Origin of the sequence: Colwellia sp. 75C3 (assembly GCF_002836255.1) — a bacterium.
Classification (GTDB): domain Bacteria; phylum Pseudomonadota; class Gammaproteobacteria; order Enterobacterales; family Alteromonadaceae; genus Colwellia.
On sequence record NZ_PJAU01000031.1, the window covers coordinates 361,039 to 380,543 of the forward strand.

At 38.4% G+C, this 19,505-nt stretch carries 16 protein-coding genes; 7 read left to right on the forward strand and 9 right to left on the reverse strand.

Translation table 11 applies throughout. The features are described from left to right. Window positions 1-105: 105 nt before the first annotated feature. From pilV to CXF85_RS01690, 6 genes are all read left to right on the forward strand, one after another. Window positions 106-657 carry a type IV pilus modification protein PilV gene (gene pilV, locus CXF85_RS01665; protein WP_232771036.1) on the forward strand — a complete coding sequence of 184 codons (552 nt, stop codon included), beginning with the start codon at window positions 106-108 and terminating at the stop codon, window positions 655-657. A 23-nt stretch (window positions 658-680) separates the two neighbouring features. Beyond that, window positions 681-1,697 carry a PilW family protein gene (locus CXF85_RS01670; RefSeq protein WP_232771037.1) on the forward strand — a complete coding sequence of 339 codons (1,017 nt, stop codon included), beginning with the start codon at window positions 681-683 and terminating at the stop codon, window positions 1,695-1,697. Between the two features lie 35 nt (window positions 1,698-1,732). Beyond that, a complete protein-coding gene (locus CXF85_RS01675; protein ID WP_232771038.1) occupies window positions 1,733-2,221 on the forward strand; it encodes a PilX N-terminal domain-containing pilus assembly protein in 489 nt (162 codons plus the stop codon). A 74-nt stretch (window positions 2,222-2,295) separates the two neighbouring features. Continuing rightward, complete coding sequence (locus tag CXF85_RS01680) at window positions 2,296-5,994, forward strand: pilus assembly protein (RefSeq protein WP_101226781.1); 3,699 nt, start codon at window positions 2,296-2,298, stop codon at window positions 5,992-5,994. A 31-nt stretch (window positions 5,995-6,025) separates the two neighbouring features. Next, window positions 6,026-6,433 carry a type IV pilin protein gene (locus CXF85_RS01685; protein WP_332870678.1) on the forward strand — a complete coding sequence of 136 codons (408 nt, stop codon included), beginning with the start codon at window positions 6,026-6,028 and terminating at the stop codon, window positions 6,431-6,433. Window position 6,434: 1 nt separating this feature from the next. Next, window positions 6,435-6,779, forward strand: coding sequence for a TapY2 family type IVa secretion system protein (locus CXF85_RS01690; protein WP_101226783.1), 345 nt, complete (start codon window positions 6,435-6,437; stop codon window positions 6,777-6,779). An 81-nt stretch (window positions 6,780-6,860) separates the two neighbouring features. On the opposite strand, the gene CXF85_RS01695 is transcribed toward CXF85_RS01690, so the two are convergent. The 9 genes from CXF85_RS01695 to CXF85_RS01735 form a co-directional block, all read right to left on the reverse strand. Further along, window positions 6,861-7,484, reverse strand: coding sequence for a GspH/FimT family pseudopilin (locus tag CXF85_RS01695; RefSeq protein WP_101226784.1), 624 nt, complete (start codon window positions 7,482-7,484; stop codon window positions 6,861-6,863). Between the two features lie 112 nt (window positions 7,485-7,596). After that, complete coding sequence (pheA, locus tag CXF85_RS01700; RefSeq protein ID WP_101226785.1) at window positions 7,597-8,772, reverse strand: prephenate dehydratase; 1,176 nt, start codon at window positions 8,770-8,772, stop codon at window positions 7,597-7,599. 111 nt (window positions 8,773-8,883) lie between these two features. Then, window positions 8,884-9,270: an MAPEG family protein gene (locus CXF85_RS01705; protein WP_101226786.1), complete on the reverse strand. Its 387-nt coding sequence runs from the start codon at window positions 9,268-9,270 to the stop codon at window positions 8,884-8,886. Window positions 9,271-9,344: 74 nt separating this feature from the next. Beyond that, the gene (locus CXF85_RS01710) at window positions 9,345-11,801 is read right to left on the reverse strand and encodes a penicillin acylase family protein (RefSeq protein ID WP_101226787.1); all 2,457 of its coding nucleotides are present in this window, start codon (window positions 11,799-11,801) and stop codon (window positions 9,345-9,347) included. A 225-nt stretch (window positions 11,802-12,026) separates the two neighbouring features. After that, complete coding sequence (locus CXF85_RS01715) at window positions 12,027-12,476, reverse strand: hypothetical protein (protein WP_101226788.1); 450 nt, start codon at window positions 12,474-12,476, stop codon at window positions 12,027-12,029. Between the two features lie 438 nt (window positions 12,477-12,914). Further along, complete coding sequence (locus CXF85_RS01720) at window positions 12,915-15,083, reverse strand: malate synthase G (RefSeq protein WP_101226789.1); 2,169 nt, start codon at window positions 15,081-15,083, stop codon at window positions 12,915-12,917. Window positions 15,084-15,430: 347 nt separating this feature from the next. Next, window positions 15,431-16,153, reverse strand: coding sequence for an LrgB family protein (locus tag CXF85_RS01725; protein WP_101226790.1), 723 nt, complete (start codon window positions 16,151-16,153; stop codon window positions 15,431-15,433). After that, the gene (locus CXF85_RS01730) at window positions 16,153-16,533 is read right to left on the reverse strand and encodes a CidA/LrgA family protein (protein ID WP_101226791.1); all 381 of its coding nucleotides are present in this window, start codon (window positions 16,531-16,533) and stop codon (window positions 16,153-16,155) included. The genes CXF85_RS01725 and CXF85_RS01730 overlap by 1 nt, the downstream gene beginning before the upstream one ends. A 6-nt stretch (window positions 16,534-16,539) precedes the next feature. Beyond that, the gene (locus tag CXF85_RS01735) at window positions 16,540-17,487 is read right to left on the reverse strand and encodes a LysR family transcriptional regulator (protein ID WP_101226792.1); all 948 of its coding nucleotides are present in this window, start codon (window positions 17,485-17,487) and stop codon (window positions 16,540-16,542) included. A 343-nt stretch (window positions 17,488-17,830) separates the two neighbouring features. Here CXF85_RS01735 and CXF85_RS01740 point away from each other — a divergent pair, with 343 nt between their 5' ends. After that, window positions 17,831-19,414 carry an isocitrate lyase gene (locus CXF85_RS01740; RefSeq protein ID WP_101226793.1) on the forward strand — a complete coding sequence of 528 codons (1,584 nt, stop codon included), beginning with the start codon at window positions 17,831-17,833 and terminating at the stop codon, window positions 19,412-19,414. Window positions 19,415-19,505 lie beyond the last annotated feature (91 nt).

Consider the following 19,505-nt stretch of genomic DNA (forward strand, 5'->3'; position numbering starts at 1 on the left):
CTCTACACTTATCCAATGTTACCGTTTTATCCCCTTTATTTTTCTATAAAATTGATTCATTTCCCTTATGGAGTAAATATGAATAATTATTCAATAGTAGCTAGTTTGAAAAGTACTCAACGTGGCATGACCTTTCTTGAGGTTCTTATCGCTTTGGTCATAATGGTAACGGGTATTTTAGGTGCTGTTGCAATGCAAATTACTGCGAAACAGGGCAGTTTTGATGCCATGCAGCGTTCTTTAGCTTCAAGTTTGGCACAAGATATCATTGCTAGAATGCGTACACAAACACCATCGGTAAACCCAGATTTAGCACTAAGGGAATATATAAAAAGCGATTATGGCGAAGGAAAATATATAGATGATGCCAGCATTGTGGATATGATTAAGAACGACCGGTATGAGTGGGAATTGGCACTTATGGGCGGTAATGTTACTGCAGGCACTGTCAATGTAGGAGGTTTAATCGGTGGCAGGGGCTGTATTATAGCAGGTGTGGATGTAGCTGGTAATATCGTTAAAAACGCCTATACAGTTGTTGTTAGCTGGCAAGGAAGGCAGAAAATAAAAGACAGCACTAAAAATGGAAGTTGCGGTGCTTTAGCTGCTGCAAGTGGAAAAAGTCGCCAAGTTGTAGTTCAAGCGTTCATTATATAAAACTTTAGGGTAGTAGGCTAAATATGAATGATTTAATGGTAGGGCGTGTACGTCATACTTCAAAAGGGTTTACTCTAGTTGAACTAATGGTCTCATTATCTATTGGTTTAGTTATTTTTGCTGGTGTTATGAGTGTTTTTGTTGGCATGCGTTCTACTACAGCTGAAACTTCGAGTTATGGTGAATTACAAGAGAACGGTCGATTTGCCGTTAGTGTTTTGACTGACGACTTACTAAGGCAAAATTTTTGGGGAGACCTTTCCGGAACCTTTAGCCAGAGTAATTTAATTGCTACTCCTGCTCAACCGGGAGGCGACTGTGTAGGGGAAGGGGTGAATAACGCAACATTCCCTCAAGCGGTAGGTCCTTTTCGAACGCTATGGGGGAAAACGATTGTTGCCGGATCACTCAAGCCACTAACCTGTTTGACTATGGCTGATAACACTCGGATTATGACTGGCTCAGATGTTATTCAATTGAAAAGAGTTATTTCTAATCCCGTTGCTGCTGTAAGCGCTGGGAATTATTACTTAACATCAAATTTAGCCTCCGGCGCCGTGTTTCGAGCTGATGCAGCTGTTCCTGAAATTGATAACTCAAGGTTATGGCAATATCAGCATCATGTTTATTATGTCAGGGAAGAGTCAGATGGAAATGGTTATGTGCCTGTTTTAATGCAAGGGCGCTTGGCTAATTTTAAGATGAGCTTTTCGCCTATAATTGATGGAATTGAAAGAATCCGCTTTATGTATGGCGTAGATACCGATACTGATCCAACTCAGCCAGGTTATGGCATTGTTGATACCTTTATTTCTGCTACTAATATGACCCAAGATTTATGGGATAATACTGGCGGCACTAGAGTATTAGCTGTTAAGGTTTTTGTGTTAGCTCGCGGAATCAGACCTGACAATAAGTATACTAATACTAATTCTTACCAACTGGGGAATGACTTACCCTTTAAGCCAAATGATAATTACCGCCGTTTACTTTTTAGTTCTACAATCACTTTGTACAATAATAGTGTTGAATCGTGGTAATGAGTAACGTAAGCAAAATGACAAGTGAGGTAAACATGAAAAATTCACCCAATATAGCGAATCAAAACGGCGTAGTTCTCGTTGTGTCTCTTGTTTTTTTAGTCGCATTAACTGCTGTAGCTGCGGCGCTAATGCAAAATAGTACAACAGATATGAAAATGTCTGGGGCGAGTGAAGAAAAAGTTGTAGCACTTCAAGAAGTTGTTAGCGCTATTGATGAAGTTATTTTTAATCAAGTAGCTCCAGGGAAAACCAATAGATTTGCTAAACCTATATCAGGTGATAATTTTCCAATCGCTTCGGCCGACTTACTATCAGGAACAACAACAAGCTCAACGGCGACGGTCAATGTCGCAAACAATCAATTTAATATTGATATTGCTTGTCCCCACCTTAAGTTAGCGTCATCTACAGAGGTATTCAGTTGTAATATCTTAAGAGTGAATACTAACCGTACCTATGGACGAACAGGCAATAGTAACATCTCAGCTGACTCAGGCATAGCACAGCAACTATTGAAGTAAAGGAGCAATCTAATGAGATTGTTTTTAAATTTAGCCATTAACATTGTAGCGCATACCGGATTTGGAGAGTTAAAATGAATTTATCAAAGGATAGAAATAGGGCCGTTAAAGTCGTTATCAATCTACTTACCAGTTGTGTTACGGTTTTTTTATTACTGGTTTCTACGAGTAGTTTTAGTGAAGATATCGAGCTCTATATTGGTGAGACCGCTCAACAAAGTAAAACTAGGCCTAAAGTACTCATTATATTTGATAACTCCGGTAGTATGAGTGATCACACCGCGGAATATAAGGCAGGATATGTTAATGATCCTGAAAATCCATATCCAGCTGTTGGAAGTCTAAACGCTTTATCTGATAAATTCATCTACTTTTCTAAAGGCGGGATTGATGGTGCGAGTATACCCATAGTTGATACTGTTGCTAGTAATAATGTTAAAGTGCGCCGATTTCTTGAATCCATCAATAGTTGTGAGGTAGCGCGAGGTATACTTGAAACAGAAGGGATCTATACCGGACATATAAAAGAGTATACATTTTCAGGACACCATGGTAGTTGGCAAGATATTCCTGACAATAATGGTGCGAATATAAACATCATAGATTGTGAAGCTGATGTGCTGAACACTGATATAGATGCAGGTAAAACCAATGCAGGTACCACTAAAGCAGGAGAAAGTCTTCCTTCGGGTTACCCTGTAAATGGGGAGGGTAATAAACAGACTCCCGTATACTATGGCGATCCTTCTGACGTTTCATGGGCAGGCCAAGCTATTACACTTTATACGGATAATTACCTCCGATGGCTCCAAGCCGATGTAGAGGAAACCCCTGGTGATGGTGGTATACCCACTGTGAACAAGACGCGGTTAGATGTTGCGAAAGAAAGTGTGACCACCATAATTAACACAACCCCCAATGTAGATTTTGGTTTAATGGTGTTTAATCCCAATTCAAGAAAAGTTAATGGTGCTGATAACAATTTAAATGGCGGTCGTGTTGTTCATGGTATTCAAGAAACAACCGTAGACGCTAAAGCTGACATATTAGCTTTAATTGATGGTTTGAATGGAGATACTTGGACACCATTGTGCGAAACTTTGTATGAGGCATCTCGATACCTTGGTGGTAAGACAGTTCTTTATGGTAAAGAAAGTGGAGGTGCTCTACCCATTAGAGATTCAAGTGTAGGCGTAGAAGTAAGTGAAGTATATCAAAGCCCATTTTCAGCATGTTCAGACAAAGTATACGTGGTAATTATAACTGATGGTGCGCCGAGTTATGACATGGAAGCTGTTGATGATATTTTTGAACTCCCCGTAGTAACAGGTCAAGATAGTATTTCAATAGCAGATGCCTTTACGGTTGGTACAGCTGATGCTGCATTCGACGGGCAATACAGTTATTTAGCTGCACTCGCTGGCTGGATGAATACAAATGACTTGAATCTTAGTCTTGATGGAAAGCAAATAGCTGAAATACACACTATCGGCTTTGGTGAAGATGCAGAAAGAGATGCCGCTCCTCTACTTACTGAAACCGCTGACTTAGGGGGAGGGCAATATGTCTATGCCAATGATTCTTCTTCGTTAATTAAGGCATTTACTAATTTTCTTAGCAATATAGAACCTAGTAATGATAGCTTGACTTCGGCCTCTGTAGCCTCAAATAACTTTGATAGAACTGAAACATTAGATTCTGTGTACTATGCTATGTTTCAGCCAAGTAGAGGTCCTAGATGGCAAGGTAATATCAAAAAATATAAAGTGATTGATGGCGTTCAAGAAGGAGCTAATGAACTTCCAGCAATAGACCAATCAACAGGGCACTTTTCAGATGAGGTACAAAGTTACTGGTCAAGCAGTGTTGATGGAGATACTGTGTCCAAAGGCGGCGTTGCTGAAATGCTTAGAACAAAAGCTGCTAGAGAGATTAAAAGTGACATAGGCCCTGCTAATCCCGTCGGTTCTGGTAATAAAATGGTTGCATTAACTTATGCTATCGCAAGTACTAGTACTGTGTATCCTTCACAAAGTGATTTAGCTGCAGCGCTAGATGTAGCAGATGATCAGGCTGCTATAGAAGGAAACCTTAACTGGATAAACGGGTTGGACTCTGATGATGATAATGAGGATGAAAATACCGATGATATTCGACCTGATGTTTTTGGTGACCCTTTACATTCTAAGCCAGTTGTTATCAATTATGGTGATGATAATATTTATATTGTCGTAGGTACTAATCACGGTGTACTACACATGTTTAAAGATAATGACGACACTATAGCAGAAACTTGGGCATTTATGCCTAAAGAGTTCCTCTCTAATATTAACTCATTACGCTCTAATCTAACCTCAGACGATAAAGTTTACGGTATCGATGGCCTTATTACTTCACATATTGTTGACCACGATGGGGATGGTGTTGTGAATGGCGATGATAAAGTATGGCTTTTCTTTGGTTATCGTAGAGGTGGTAATTCTTATTATGCAATGGATGTTACAATACCTACGGAACCCTTTGTTATGTGGACTATTAAGGGAGGGGAAACTGGTAGCCCATTTCAAGAGCTAGGACAAACGTGGTCTCAGCCAAAAATAATATATTCAAAATTGAACCTGGATGGGGATACGGCTAAACCATCATTGATTTTTGGTGGGGGCTATGATCCAGCTAAGGACTCTCATTCTATTGGTGGTATTAACGGAGCTGATAGTCAGGGTAAAGCTATTTTTATGGTTGATGCTCTAACAGGGGCATTATTATGGGATTTAGGCCCTACTGGAGACACTGTTTTCGCTGGGACCGATAGTATTCCATCAAGTATTGCTACGCTAGACAGTGATGGTGATGGGTTAACTGATCGATTATATGCAGGCGATACAGGTGGCAATGTCTGGCGTATTGATATGCCAGGAGATGATGGAACTAAATTTTCTGTATTTAAGTTAGCAGAATTCGGTCCTGGTGAAGATGCAAATATTATTGATGATAGACGTTTTTTTAGCGAACCTTCAGTAGTTAGAGCTTATATAACCGAAACCATTGATTCTGGTAAAAAAGATTCGGATGATAAAGCCATTATCGTCAAACAAGATGTCCCTTATGATGCCGTATTGATAGGCAGTGGAGATAGGTCAAATCCTATGGGAATTGATACTAATAAGGATACGTTCTTTATGATTAAAGATAGTAATATAAGGACTCTTCAATTCACTGAAAGTAGTGTGCCAGCTATTCCAACGGTTATTAGAATAGGGGATTTAGCGGATTACACTAACAACCCTTTTGCTGAATTTTCAAGCTTGAATTTAACCGATACACAAACTAAGGCAAAAGAGGAATTATTGTTAGAGGTTAGTTTGGCGTCTGGTTGGAAGATAAAATTAGAACAATTAGGTGAAAAAAGCACATCTACAGCCTTAGTCATTAATAATGTTGTTTACTTTACAACATTCACACCACCGTCTTTAATTGTAGATTCTGAGGCATGTGAATTGCCAAGTGGACAGGGTTGGTTATATGCTGTTGATTTGTCTTTAGGAATTAGTAAGTATAATTGGAAAGATGAAGATCCAAAAAATAGAGAAGATACAATTGCGTTTATAAGTGAACAATTTTTGGGAGCCCCTACTCTGATTGTTACTAAGCAGATTAACTCCGTAACGGGCATTGAAGAATCTGTTGGTAATATCATCGTGGGTCGTAAAATTGTACCTGTAGGGTTTACATTGCAAACGCTAAGAACTTACCTATATATTACGGAGGATTAGACTTATGTTAAATAGTGGTAAAAGTATAAGTGTGAGCAAATGGAATGTTACGAGAGGGTTCACCCTTATAGAATTAATGATAACTGTTGCTATTATGGGGATTTTAGCCGCTGTTGCTTACCCTTCTTATAGTGATTTTGTGGTGCGTTCTAATCGAGCAGAAGCACCTAGAGAGCTGGTTCGCTTGGCGAATTTACAAGAGCAGTTATTTGTTGATAGTCGAGCCTATACGGCGAATGTCAGTGAGCTCGGTGTTGGTAGTGCTACAGAGTGGGAAACGCCAAGCGGGTATTATAAAATTTCATCAGCGGTTGTGAACAGTACTTTTACGTTAACGGCAACGGCACAAGGAACACAAGCAACTCAAGATGCAGGGTGTTTGAACATTACAATAACTGATACAGGTAAAAAGTTACCAATTGCCTGTTGGGAAGGATAATATGAATAATTTTATTATATCAATCTGTTGTGTACTTACGTTGTCTGTTTTTTCTGCTCATGCGGCATTGTCAAATGAGGGGGGGGATAAAAAAAACATTGATAAAGGTAAAAAAGTAACAGCTAAATGCCATGTTGTTCTAGTCGGCGGTAACGAGACTATTATATTTCATCGTATTAAACCTGAAAAATTATCTCTGTTAACTAATAGTATCGTTGGGAAGAAAGTATCAACTCAGAAGTCTCCTGACAAAATAAAAGTATATCGAGCTTTTGAGTGTGTATTGGATAAGGAGAAATTTACAAGTATCAAGGCTCGGTCGCTAGATAGGATGACCCCTCGTTAAAGAGATGTTTTGTTTATAAAAAAGCGATACTCCCTAGGGAATATCGCTTTTTTAATAAATAATTAATCAATTATAAATACGCTAATTACATGAAATAACATTACCTTGCCTATCTTTCTCTACACCATTAACTTCAGAACTTAAATAGGCTCGACCTGATAAGGATAACGCAACACCGCGAGAAAAATCGGCAAAATCTTTGGGGCAGTAGCTAAATAGCCGTAACTCACCGATATTAGTATTTAACTGCCCGCTAGAGTTGTAAGTCACACTATTAAATGTGAAGTCAAGCTTATCACCAGCTTGAATAGGTTCTCTCTCTTTTATTACCCCATCGACAGATATAATGCCAATGTTTCCTGTCCAATCATTACTCACTTTGCAGCTAGCTGGGACAGTAGGGACAAGAGGGAGCGGGCAAAGAGTGGCATCTTCCCCCGAGTTAATTGCAGCATTTCGGGTTGTCAGCAATAATCGCTGAAGTTCTGAAACCTCATTATCTACGCGCACTTGAGCAATGAAACTACCTAAGTTAGGTAGTGAAATAGCAATTATAAGACCCGCGATGGCGATAGTCACCAATAACTCTATTAAGGAGAATCCATGTCCTTGTTTCGAGGGATGAGTAGGGGATAACTTTTGATACTGTAATTTGGGTAAACAAACACTTTTAGAGCTATTAATGTTGAATAGATAATTCTGCATGATATTTGACCGATTAATACAACTAATCTAATATTTATAACACTTTCCTGAAAGACTCGCTAGTGCTATATGCCTTTATAGGCAATGGCATAAAGCACTAGTTGCACGTTTTTTAAATTTCGCTGCTCGGAACACTAGTAGGGCTGATGTGTTCAATAGGGTAGCAGCCTAATACCTTAATGAAATTAGTGTGTGGTGTGATATCGTTAATTGCTTCCTGTAGGGCGAAACTCTTTAAATTCGCTTCTACATCAATATAAAACATTTCTTCCCAAGGTCGCCCTTGAATAGGACGCGACTCAAGCTTGCACATGTTAATTCCTTTATCTTTAAGAACTAACAAGCATTCAACTAAGGCACCCGCCTTTTGTCCGGTAGACAAAATAATAGCTGTTTTAGCTGGTATTTGTTCGGCGACGTCAACGGCTTTACGAGCAACTAAAATAAAGCGCGAATGGTTTTCAGTTTGATTCGCAATAGATTGTTCTAGGGCATGTAACTGATAAAGCTGACCACCTTCTTCGCTTCCTATTACGGCGATAGTATCGTCTTGTAATTCAGCCACTTTTGCCATTGCGTCAGCGGTACTATCGCAATACTCAATTCGAATACCATTTTGCTTATCTAAGAAATTACTACATTGCGCAAAAGGCTGACCGTGAGCATAAATCGTTTTTATTTTATCTAAAGTGGTGTTTACCGAAGTTAGCAGACAATGTTCTATCGGTTGAGTAATTTCACCAACGATTGATAGATTAGTATGTTGAAGTAGGTCATAAACTTCGTTAATACTACCAGAGCTTGTATTTTCGATAGGCAGCATGCCGTAATCAACTTTACCCGATTCTACTTGCTGTAATATATCGGAAAAACTTTGACAGCCAGATTCAATGATCTTCTCTGCACGTCGTGAAAAATATCGATGACTGGCGAGATAGCTATATGAACCCTTATCACCTAAGAATGCGACACTAACAGTTGGCACTTGAATATCAGGGTTTGCTAAGCTCTGTAAGTAAGCTTGCTGATTTAATACCGAGTCTTCAATAATTGTTTGAAAAATACTGGTGACATAGTGAGCATCTAACCCTAAGCTTTTACCATGTTTAATTAAGCGTATTAACAACTCTTGTTCGCGTTGTTGATCTCGAATAGGGCGAATTTGCTGTACTTTACTCTTCGCCACTTTAAGTGTTAACGCACGGCGTTTAGCAAATGAAGCTAATAAATCTTGATCTAAAAGCGTTATTTCTTGGCGTATTTCATTTAAATCTAACTTTTCGCTCACTTGTTTACCTTTTTATCGTTAATTGATTTCATACTTTGAGTAGTTACTCTAGCTAGCTTAGCTAAATAGTGTCAACTGTTTCTTTAGACGTTTTTTGTTAATGAATGCACGTTAAGGAATGCATTGAAATACGATAGTGAAACTACAGAAGGTCGCAATAGCCCATACTATCGATCTTAATAGGCCGATATTCAACAAATAGAAAATGTTATATAACACTCTTGCAATAATATGAACAACAGCCAATATGACTATTTTTTGTTGGGTGTTGCCAGTTGCCACCGCTAAAATTACCGCTGGGGCAAAAAGAATGACTGATTCAAAAGCATTTTGATGCGCGGCTAAAGCACGTGCACCAAATCCAGTTAACTTGCTTTGTTGCTCCCTTGGGTGGTTGTTATTATACCCTCCAAGTTTAGCCATGGCATAAGCGACAGGGCCTTTTGCAAGTAGTGGTAAAAGCAGTGCTAAAAATAAGCAAATAATTAAAGTTGTCATATTATCTCGTCATCTATCTTGGTTAAGTTTGTTAAATTCTTATTTTATTAAGATTAAGTTACACAGGGAATCATTTAATAGCTAAGTAATGTCAGCTTATAGTACGTTTTACCGGGTAAAAATGGAGAAGGCACACCATGTTCCCAGTCACTATGTCCCATGCCATAATATGGACTCCACGGGTGACCAGCTTGGCTAGTTGGCATATGAAAGATACCATTTTCTTCGTAACCCGGTGATACCACCATTCTTTCTGAAGCACCAAAGGCGTTTCCTTGTACTCTGGGCATATAACTATCACCGGCTAATGCTTTAGTTGGCATATCCAACCAATGGTCTAGCAAGGGCAGTGCACTACTTAATGGATGTTTTATTGCTGAGCTATTTTGTTGGCCCCAAGTAGCCGCAGTTAAAGGTTGATTAATAGACATATCTGCCACCGTTAACTCTAGTGCTTTCGTGAACACATCCTGCCAGCTGTTCTCACCTAGCATCATATAGTTTTCTGGTTGCTCATTAATTAATTGCCACAAAGGGACTTCTATTTGGTGGCGAATAGCCTTGAAGTTAAATGCTTTATCAATATTATGTAAACTGCTTTTTAATTCGAAAAAAACGTTGTCTCTTAGATTGATTCTAAAATTACGCACTAAGCGATAAGCAACAGAGTCGACACTTGCTCTTAATTCATCGGTGTTTTCTAAAAGATTTTTTACCTGCACAAAATTTTCCTCTTGTGCGAGTACTTTCTTGGTCAATACTGTCTCAAGAATAAACTGCTGCCAACGTTGTAAAAATACCGCCTCGTCATCTAAGCCAATTTTAAGCAGAGCTTGTTCATCAAATTTTTCTTGAATCAGTAAATTATTTCTAATTTGTTGTGAGCGAGCACCAAGTGCGTAACCACCATTACCAAGCTTTTCAACCATATCGCCACCAACAACGCGAGAGTTTGCTGTCCATAATCTTTGGTTTTCTGGGTTTTTTATCTGAGGGTATTGTTCAGGCGTTAAATAACCTTGCCAGCTATTCTCTCCTGAATCCCATGATTGTGGCGTTTCGCCAATATTGCCTTTTTTGTTGGGGATTGGTCCCATAATTGTCCAACCAATATCGCCGTTGTTATCCGCTATCAGCATGTTTTGAGACGGAATACCGGTACGTGCGGCAATATCGAAAGCACGTTCTACTGTCTTTGCTTGTTCTAACTCAGTAGCTGTGAAATTAATAGCCTCTTTATCATGTGCAACCCAGCGATAGGCAAGTAATTGTCCTTGATGATTTTTACCAATAACTGGGCCCCAAATGGTATCTGTTACGGTTATTTCTTGTGCTTTTTGATCTTTTATCGCGATTACTTGTTTATGAAGGATAAAATCTTGAAAACCAGAAGGCGTTAGATATTGGCTGTTATCAGCATTTGTGGTTAATAAAATGACATCACTATAATCACCATAGCTGTTGGTAAAGCCCCAGGCTATATTACCATTACTACCAATTACCATATTCGGTGTACCAGGTAAGGTGGCACCCGTCACTTTAATTTGTTCTATAACTGTGTTTGAACCTACTGCTTTTGAATTATCCGTTTGGGACTGTGGATATTCAAAAGAAGCGCGGAACCAAGTATTAGGTACACGAATACCAAGGTGCATATCATTAGCTATTATCGCACTACCTGTAGTACTTAAAGCCCCTGATACAGCCCAACTATTAGAGCCAGGCAAATGATCACCTTGATACTTATTTTCATTACTATCAGCTAATGCGGTCGCTTTGATGTACCTATTGTCTTTAGGGATTGCGTTAAAACTAGAAGCTGAGGGCCAAGCATTTAAAGGCATAGGCGCTTGAGGGTAATGACTATTATCTATAGCTGCATCCCATATACTACCCTTTGGATCTAAAAATGCGTAAACGTCACCGGATAAAACGGCTTTCATTAAACCTAATGTGCGCTCACGCCGTCCATCATGGTATTGAAGATCTATGTACATGCTAAAAATTGTTAGAATTGAGTCTTCTTCACTCCATTGAACCGGCTCCTGTTGCAAAAGCAGGTACTCAAAAGGTGATGAATTTAGATATTTGAGTCCTTGGTTGACACCTCGAGTATAGGCTTTAATTAATTCGTGTTGTTTTTTAGGTAGTTGAGCAACTATTACTTTAGCTCTGTCTCGGAAGCGATGTCTACGAATTGATTTATCATAATCGAGGGCTAAAGGACCAAATAAGCTTGCTAACTCACCTGCAGAATTACGCCTTAGTAAATCCATTTGAAAGAACCGTTCTTGCGCATGAACAAAACCCAAAGCTACGGCAATGTCATTTCTGTTTTGAGCCTTAATTGTGGCAATACCTTGCTCATCGCGCTCAATAATGGCAGATTTTTTTAGACCAAAAACTGTTTTTTTTCCATCGAGTATGGGGAGGGCGCTATCGACTTTACTGTAAAGCCAAGTTGATGCTGTTGCTATAACTAACAAGCTAATGAGTAGAAAGCCGAAGAGTAGTTTTTTAAATGTTTTCATAGGTAAACAAGCTAACAAAAAAGTATAGAGCAGAGTAACGTAAAATACGCTCTGAGAATATTCTTAGTTTTGATTTTTATCAAAAAGCAGCTTTAAGATGGGCGCAGGGAAAATATTGGGGAAATGATCAACGTATCAAAAAGGCAAGTAGTCAAAGTGACAATAGTTTCAGGAGAATAGGGTATTCCTATTCTGATGACATTCCCACGTTGAAATAAGAGAAGACTAGCTAAAATTTAACTTACTATTACATTTCTGCTTTATTACCGTACTCTCTGTGGTTGATAGAGGCGATTTAGTCATACTTTCATTGCTAGGAATAGTGAAATATGAAATAAGTTGATGTAATTTGTCATTAAATATCATAGCACTAATGAAAAAGTCGTTAGATTTATTGACTATATCTGTTGTTATCTCTGCGCTTTTTTTATTAAATAGGGCAGGATTAGACATAAACAAACCGGTAGATAGACTATTTCGATAGTTGACTGATAAATTATTTTGTATTTCACTTGCAGTGCTTATTATATCGTAACTATTAAACTTATTTGTTAGCGTATTAGTCACATTTAAATGTTGAACTTTAACGGTAGGATTGGCATTAGCTGTAGAAATAGAGATCAATGTTATGTATGTGATAACACAACTGCTTAATAGTACTTTAATTGATTTCATTGCTTCTATCCTTTTAGCTATGCCAGTATTTTAAGTGTATTGTTTTAAAAATTTAACATTACTTAATTGTTACAAATGTTACTTTAAGAGTTGTTTAATCATTATGCTAGCCAATTGAGATAAGCTGCACCTTTCACACGGCAGATGGCTTATAGCTTTTAACTGAACATTTCAAAGAGAAAGTGACAGTAATTCAACATAAGTACCTTTATTATTAGAACAGTTCAGCTGAATAAGTATTTCAAATGATTTAAATGAGTAACAATTTACTCGTGCAAGCTACTTCCATTCTTTCCTGTGACTTACATAGGCGATAAAGAAAAACTGCCATTACGGGATATTTCCATAATGGCAGTTTTGCTTATTTTAAATATCCAGTTTTAAACATTCAGCTTTCAACATTAAGTTTGAAGTAATGAGTTGTAATATCGTTAGAGGTTAGCTGAGCTGACACTTTTTTTCTAAGCGATATTGATGTAATAAAGGCTCTGTATAGCCATTAGGCTGTTCTACACCTGAAAATATTAACGCTGCAGCGGCTTTAAAAGCTATGTTATTGTTAAAGTCATTACTCATCGCTTGATAGCTACTATCACTAGCGTTTTGTTTATCAACAATACTCGCCATTTTCTCTAAACTGGCTTGCACTTGCGCTGTTGTACAAATGTTATGAGTAAGCCAATTAGCAATATGCTGGCTAGAAATACGTAAAGTGGCTCTATCTTCCATCAAACCTACATTATTTATATCAGGTACTTTAGAGCAGCCTACGCCATCATCTATCCAGCGAACTACATAACCTAAAATTCCTTGGCAGTTATTGTCTAACTCATCACTAACTTCTTGTTCAGTCCAATTAGTATGTTCTGCTAGTGGAATGGTTAAAATATCATCTATGTTAGCTGACTTACGCTGGGTAAGTTGCTTTTGTAAATCAAATACATTAACTCGATGATAATGCAAAGCATGAAGTGTCGCCGCAGTCGGTGACGGTACCCAAGCTGTATTAGCCCCCGCTTCAACATGGTTTATTTTGGTTGCTAACATGTTCGACATTTGATCAGGAATTGGCCACATACCTTTACCAATTTGTGCTTTTTGGCTAAACCCACAAGCAAGCCCTACATCAACGTTGTTATCTTCATAGGCGGCAATCCAAGGTGTTAGCTTTATATCAGCTTTTCGGGCCATTGGTCCTGCCATCATTGAAGTATGAATTTCATCACCAGTTCTGTCTAAAAAGCCGGTATTGATAAAGACTACGCGATCTTTAGCAGCGAAAATACAGTTTTTCAAATTGACACTGGTGCGTCTTTCTTCATCCATTATACCCATTTTCACGGTATTTTGAGGTAATGATAATGCCGTTTCTACACGAGAAAATAAGGTATTAGCAAAATCCACTTCTTCAGGGCCATGCATTTTAGGCTTAACAATGTAAATAGAACCTTCACTGCTATTGCTATATTCGCTATTACCTTTCAAATCATGCAAGGCAACTAAACTGGTGATCATTGCATCAAGTATGCCTTCAGGTACTTCGTTACCTTGATTATCGATAATGGCATTGTTTGTCATTAAATGACCGACATTGCGGACAAACATCAAACTACGGCCTTTAAGGGTAACGTTATCGCCAGTAAGCGTCTGAACACTTAAATCTTTGTTCATGGTGCGGGTTATCGTTTGACCATTTTTATTGAGGGTAGCAGATAACTTGCCCGTCATAAGCCCTAGCCAATTTCTGTAAGCTAATACTTTATCTTCGCCGTCAACTGCAGCTACTGAATCTTCACAATCCATAATAGTGGTTAACGCTGATTCAAGTATTATATCGCTCAGGTTCGCAGCATCTTCTTTACCAATAGCGCTATCATCATTGAACAATAAATTGAGGTGTAAGCCGTGATGAATAAACATCATTGACTCAGGTTTGTTTATGCTGCCAGTAAAACCGATAAATGCCGATGGATCTTTTAAGGGGCTTTGTTGACCGTCAGCTAAACCTACCATCAATTGTTGTTCGGTTAAGTGATAGCTAACGGCTTGGCTATGATTACCGTTAACAAGTGGAATGACTTGGTCTAAATAATCTTTGGCAAACGCGATAACCTTTTTGCCACGTATCGGATTATATGTTTTGCTTGGCTGTGCACCATTATCATGACTTATTACATCAGTACCATAAAGTGCATCGTATAAACTTCCCCAGCGAGCATTTACAGCATTTAAGGCAAAACGGGCATTCATTATCGGTACAACAAGTTGTGGACCAGCCATCAATGCTAATTCATTATCAACATTGCAGGTGTTGATATTAAAATCATCTACTTGCGGTACAAGGTAATTAATGTCCGCTAAGAATTTTTTATAGTGAGAGAATTCAAGCGGCTTGTTGTCTTGGTGATAAGTATCAATGCTAGCTTGTAAGGCATCACGTTTTAATAAAAGCTGCTTGTTCTCGGGACTAAGATCATTAATTATACTGGAAAATTGTTGCCAAAAATGCGCTGAACTAATCGACGTACCAGGCAATGCTTCATATTCAATAAAATCAAAAAGGCACTGGCTTACTGTTAAGTTCTCTATCGTTACTGTCGCTGACATTATTACTTCACCTTATATTCAAAATTTGGTATTGAACGTTCAAGAATATCTATATAAAAGTTTCTATTTCTAGCGTCATTTCAATGACAGTGTAGCCAAAAAAGGCGTAGAAATAACTATTAGTGATAATCCTATGGCTTATTATCACTGCTGGCAATAGTGCTTTAGGGGTAGAAAAGAAAGTAGGGTGAGATTATAGATAAAGGTAAGTCGTCAAGTCGCTGTAAAATAAGGGTTAAGTAAGTTGTCTGATGCAGATGAAGTACAGTAATTCATATTATTGTACTTTATGATAAACATCATTCACCTTGTGAATAATACAGGGTGTTTCATTAAATTGAGCTGTTTTAGTAAAATAACTTCTGCAGTAAAGGTATTAACCAAGGGCTGATAAGTGCGGTGAGAACAGCGGATAAAATCAATGCTACAGAGCTGTATGCACCATGTTCCGCACTCTTACGTACTAGTACCGCTGTGCCAATAACATGGCTAGCACTACCAATAGCTAAACCCTGAGCTTTAGCTGAATTAACCCCAATGAAACTAAGCCATTGAGGACCGAGTAAAGCACCAAATAAGCCAGCAATTAATATTGCAAAAGCTGTGATGGAGCTATCACCAAATAATTGTTCCGTTAAGGTGATACCTATGGGCGTTGTGACTGATTTTAATGACAAGGCTATCGCTATTTCAGGGGCTTTTATCAACCACATAGCAAGCATAAAGCTTACGATAATAACCACCGTAATACCTAAGACTAAAATCGCGGTCATTTCTCGCCAATAAAAGCGTATTTGCTTCAATTGCTGGTAAAGTGGTAAACCCAGGGCAACAAGAGCTGGCTCGAGTAGAAGATTAAGTATTTGAGTTTTATCGCTATATTGCTGATAGTTAATCTCAGTTAATAGCAAAAAAGGCACCAAAATGCTAATAGTGAATAGCATAGGGTTTAACCATATATATTGCCATTTTTGTTGGCAAGCGGCCGCGAATTGATACGTTGCTATGGTGATTAAGGTGATAACTATACTGGCCAATATAGGGCTGTTAGTGATGAAAGTCGTCAGCATTATTTTGAATCTGCCGTTGTGTTTGTTTGGTGATTATCCGGTGTTATTAAAAAACGCTCACTCAAGTAGCCAATAACCGTGAGTAAAATAAACGTGGTACTAAAAATAATGACCACTAGCGCAAGACCATGTTGTTGAATGAGTTCAAAATGATTGATAATCCCCATGCCAGCAGGCACTAAGCATACACCCATATGTTTAATAAACCACTGATTAGTTTTGGTTACCTTTTCGATACTAAACCAATTGAGTTGTAAAAAAAGCGCGTAAATTATCATGCCGTATAAACTGGCTGGCAAAGCCGCTAATAAATAATTAGCGAGCTTACCTAGCAGCAAACTTATACTGATGACAAAAATGGTATAAAGCACATTATTCATAGTAGATTAAATATTCTCCTGACATTTTAGTGCCGCAGCAATAACGAGTTGTCGAAACCATATGTGGCTGGCATCATGATGAAGCAAAGGGCTCCAGATCATTTTTAATTCAATATCAGGGATATCAAAAGGTGGCTTTACAATAGTGTAATTACTATCATTCTTGTGTAACTGCGCAGCCTTTGTCGGTAGGGTCGCAATTAAGTTATCTTCATAAGCTAGTTGCATAGCGACATGATAATTACGGGTAAAAACCTTTATGTCACGTTTTTTACCTAAGCGGGCAAGCGCTTCATCAACCCAACCTAGTTTCTGAACATCTTTAGGATCCATGCCGACACCCACACCAAAGCCTGTTTTTGAAACCCAGACATGTTTAGCACCTAAATAAGCATTTAAATTAAATTTACTTACTAATGGGCTATCAGCACTTAATAAGCATGAGAAAGAGTCACGCCAAATAGCTTTTTGGTGAAAAGATTGTGGTAATTCATCAAAGCGATTTATCGCCATATCAATTTTACCCGCCTCAACATCATGGAAGGTCACATCACTCGGTGTCATTATATCAAGGGTAATATTGGGTGCAACTTCATTTAAGGCCTTTAATAGAGTCGGAATTAAAGTAGATGCGGCATAATCACTCGCCATTATTCTAAAAACACGTTGGCTCTTTAACTCGTTAAACTCTTCTTCACCTTGTAATGCTTCTTCTAATTCAAGCAATATCTTACGAATGCTAGGTGCCAAACCACGAGCACGTTCTGTTGGAACCATACCGTCAGAAGTACGTACTAAAATAGGGTCGTTAAATAAAGTTCTAAGTCGTTTTAAGCCATTACTCATTGCTGGTTGCGTAATGTTAAGTTGGCTTGCTGCCCGGGTAACATTCTTCTCTCGCAACAATACGTCTAAATAAATAAGCAAGTTCAAATCAATTTTAGAAATATTCATGTCATTAATGGCTCTGTAAATAAATATAAGTGAGATAGATATAAGCTAAATGAAAGGCTAATTCAATGAAATTTTATCTTTTGAGCAATATAAAGCAGCTAGTTATGGCAATAAATGGGTATTTGTATTCATAGTGTGAATGGTGGTAATAGAGATTATATATTTCAAAAATACCTATGTGATGGGGTATTGTTTTTGTAGTCCGGTATGAAAGCTTACTTTCTTATAGTCATCTTGAGGTTCAACCTCTGATTTAATGTCTCTAAGTCGAAAGTTAAATAACCAAAACTAATACCTAGTAATAACTACTAATTAATCTACAGCAAGACTTTTGGAGAATGTTATGTCTAACTATCAAAGTGCAATAGAAGCAGTTCAAGCGATTAAAGCAAATGCAGGAAGTTCTTGGGATGCTATAAACCCAGAATCAGTTGCACGTATGCGTGCACAGAACAAATTCAAAACTGGTTTAGAGATTGCTCAGTATACGGCAGACATTATGCGTAGAGATATGGACGCTTATGATGCTGATAGTTCACAGTACACTCAATCTCTAGGTTGCTGGCACGGTTTTGTTGGCCAACAGAAAATGATTTCTATTAAGAAGCATTTTGATGGCAAAACAGATCGTCGTTACTTATACCTTTCTGGTTGGATGGTTGCTGCACTTCGAAGCGAGTTTGGTCCTCTTCCTGATCAATCTATGCACGAAAAAACATCAGTAGCTTCTTTGGTTGCAGAGCTTTACACTTTCCTACGTCAAGCTGATGCACGTGAACTAGGCGGTCTTTTCCGCGAATTAGATGCTGCGGCACCAAGCAACAAAGCTGCTATCCAAGATAAAATTGATAACCACGTTACTCACGTTGTACCAATTATTGCTGATATCGATGCTGGTTTTGGTAATGCTGAAGCGACTTACTTAATGGCTAAGCAAATGATTGAAGCCGGTGCTTGTGCTCTTCAAATTGAAAACCAAGTAGCTGATGAAAAGCAATGTGGACATCAAGACGGTAAAGTAACGGTTCCTCACGCTGACTTCCATTCTAAGATTCGTGCATTACGTCATGCTTTCCTAGAACTAGGTATCGATAACGGTATTATCGTTTCACGTACTGACTCTGAAGGTGCTGGTCTTACTAAAGAAATAGCAGTTGTTAAAGAGCCCGGCGATCAAGGTGATATTTATAACTCTTTCTTAGATGTTGAAGAAATTGATGTGTCACAAATGGCTGAAGGCGATGTATGTTTCAACCGTGACGGCAAACTTGTTCGTCCTAAGCGTTTACCTTCAGGTTTATACCAATTCCGTCAAGGTACTGGTGAAGAACGTTGTGTATTTGATAGCATCGAAGCAATTAAAGCCGGCGCTGATCTTCTGTGGATTGAAACGGCTACACCAAGCGTTGCTGATATCACGGCAATGATGAACGAAGTGCGTAAAGAAATCCCGAATGCTAAGCTTGTTTACAACAACAGTCCTTCATTTAACTGGACGCTTAACTTCCGTCAACAAGCATATGATGCAATGGTTGCTGCTGGTGAAGACGTATCTTCTTATGTTCGTGCTGATTTAATGAATGCTGATTATGACGCTTCTGAATTATCTGCAAGAGCTGATGAAAAAATACGTACTTTCCAATCTGATACTTCACGTGAAGCCGGTATTTTCCATCACCTAATCACGCTTCCTACTTATCATACAACGGCATTGTCTGTTGATAACTTGGCTAAAGAGTACTTCGGTGATGCTGGTATGCTTGGTTATGTTGAAGGTGTTCAACGTAAAGAAATTCGTCAAGGTATCGCCTGTGTTAAACATCAAAACATGTCAGGCTCTGATATGGGTGATGATCACAAAGAATACTTTGCTGGTGAAAATGCGCTTAAAGCAGGCGGCGCTAACAATACTTCTAACCAGTTTTAATAGTAACTCGTTCTAATTAGGTTTCCTAATTGACTAATAAAAACCAGCCATTAAGGCTGGTTTTTTGTTTTTAGCAGAATATTCACTATTG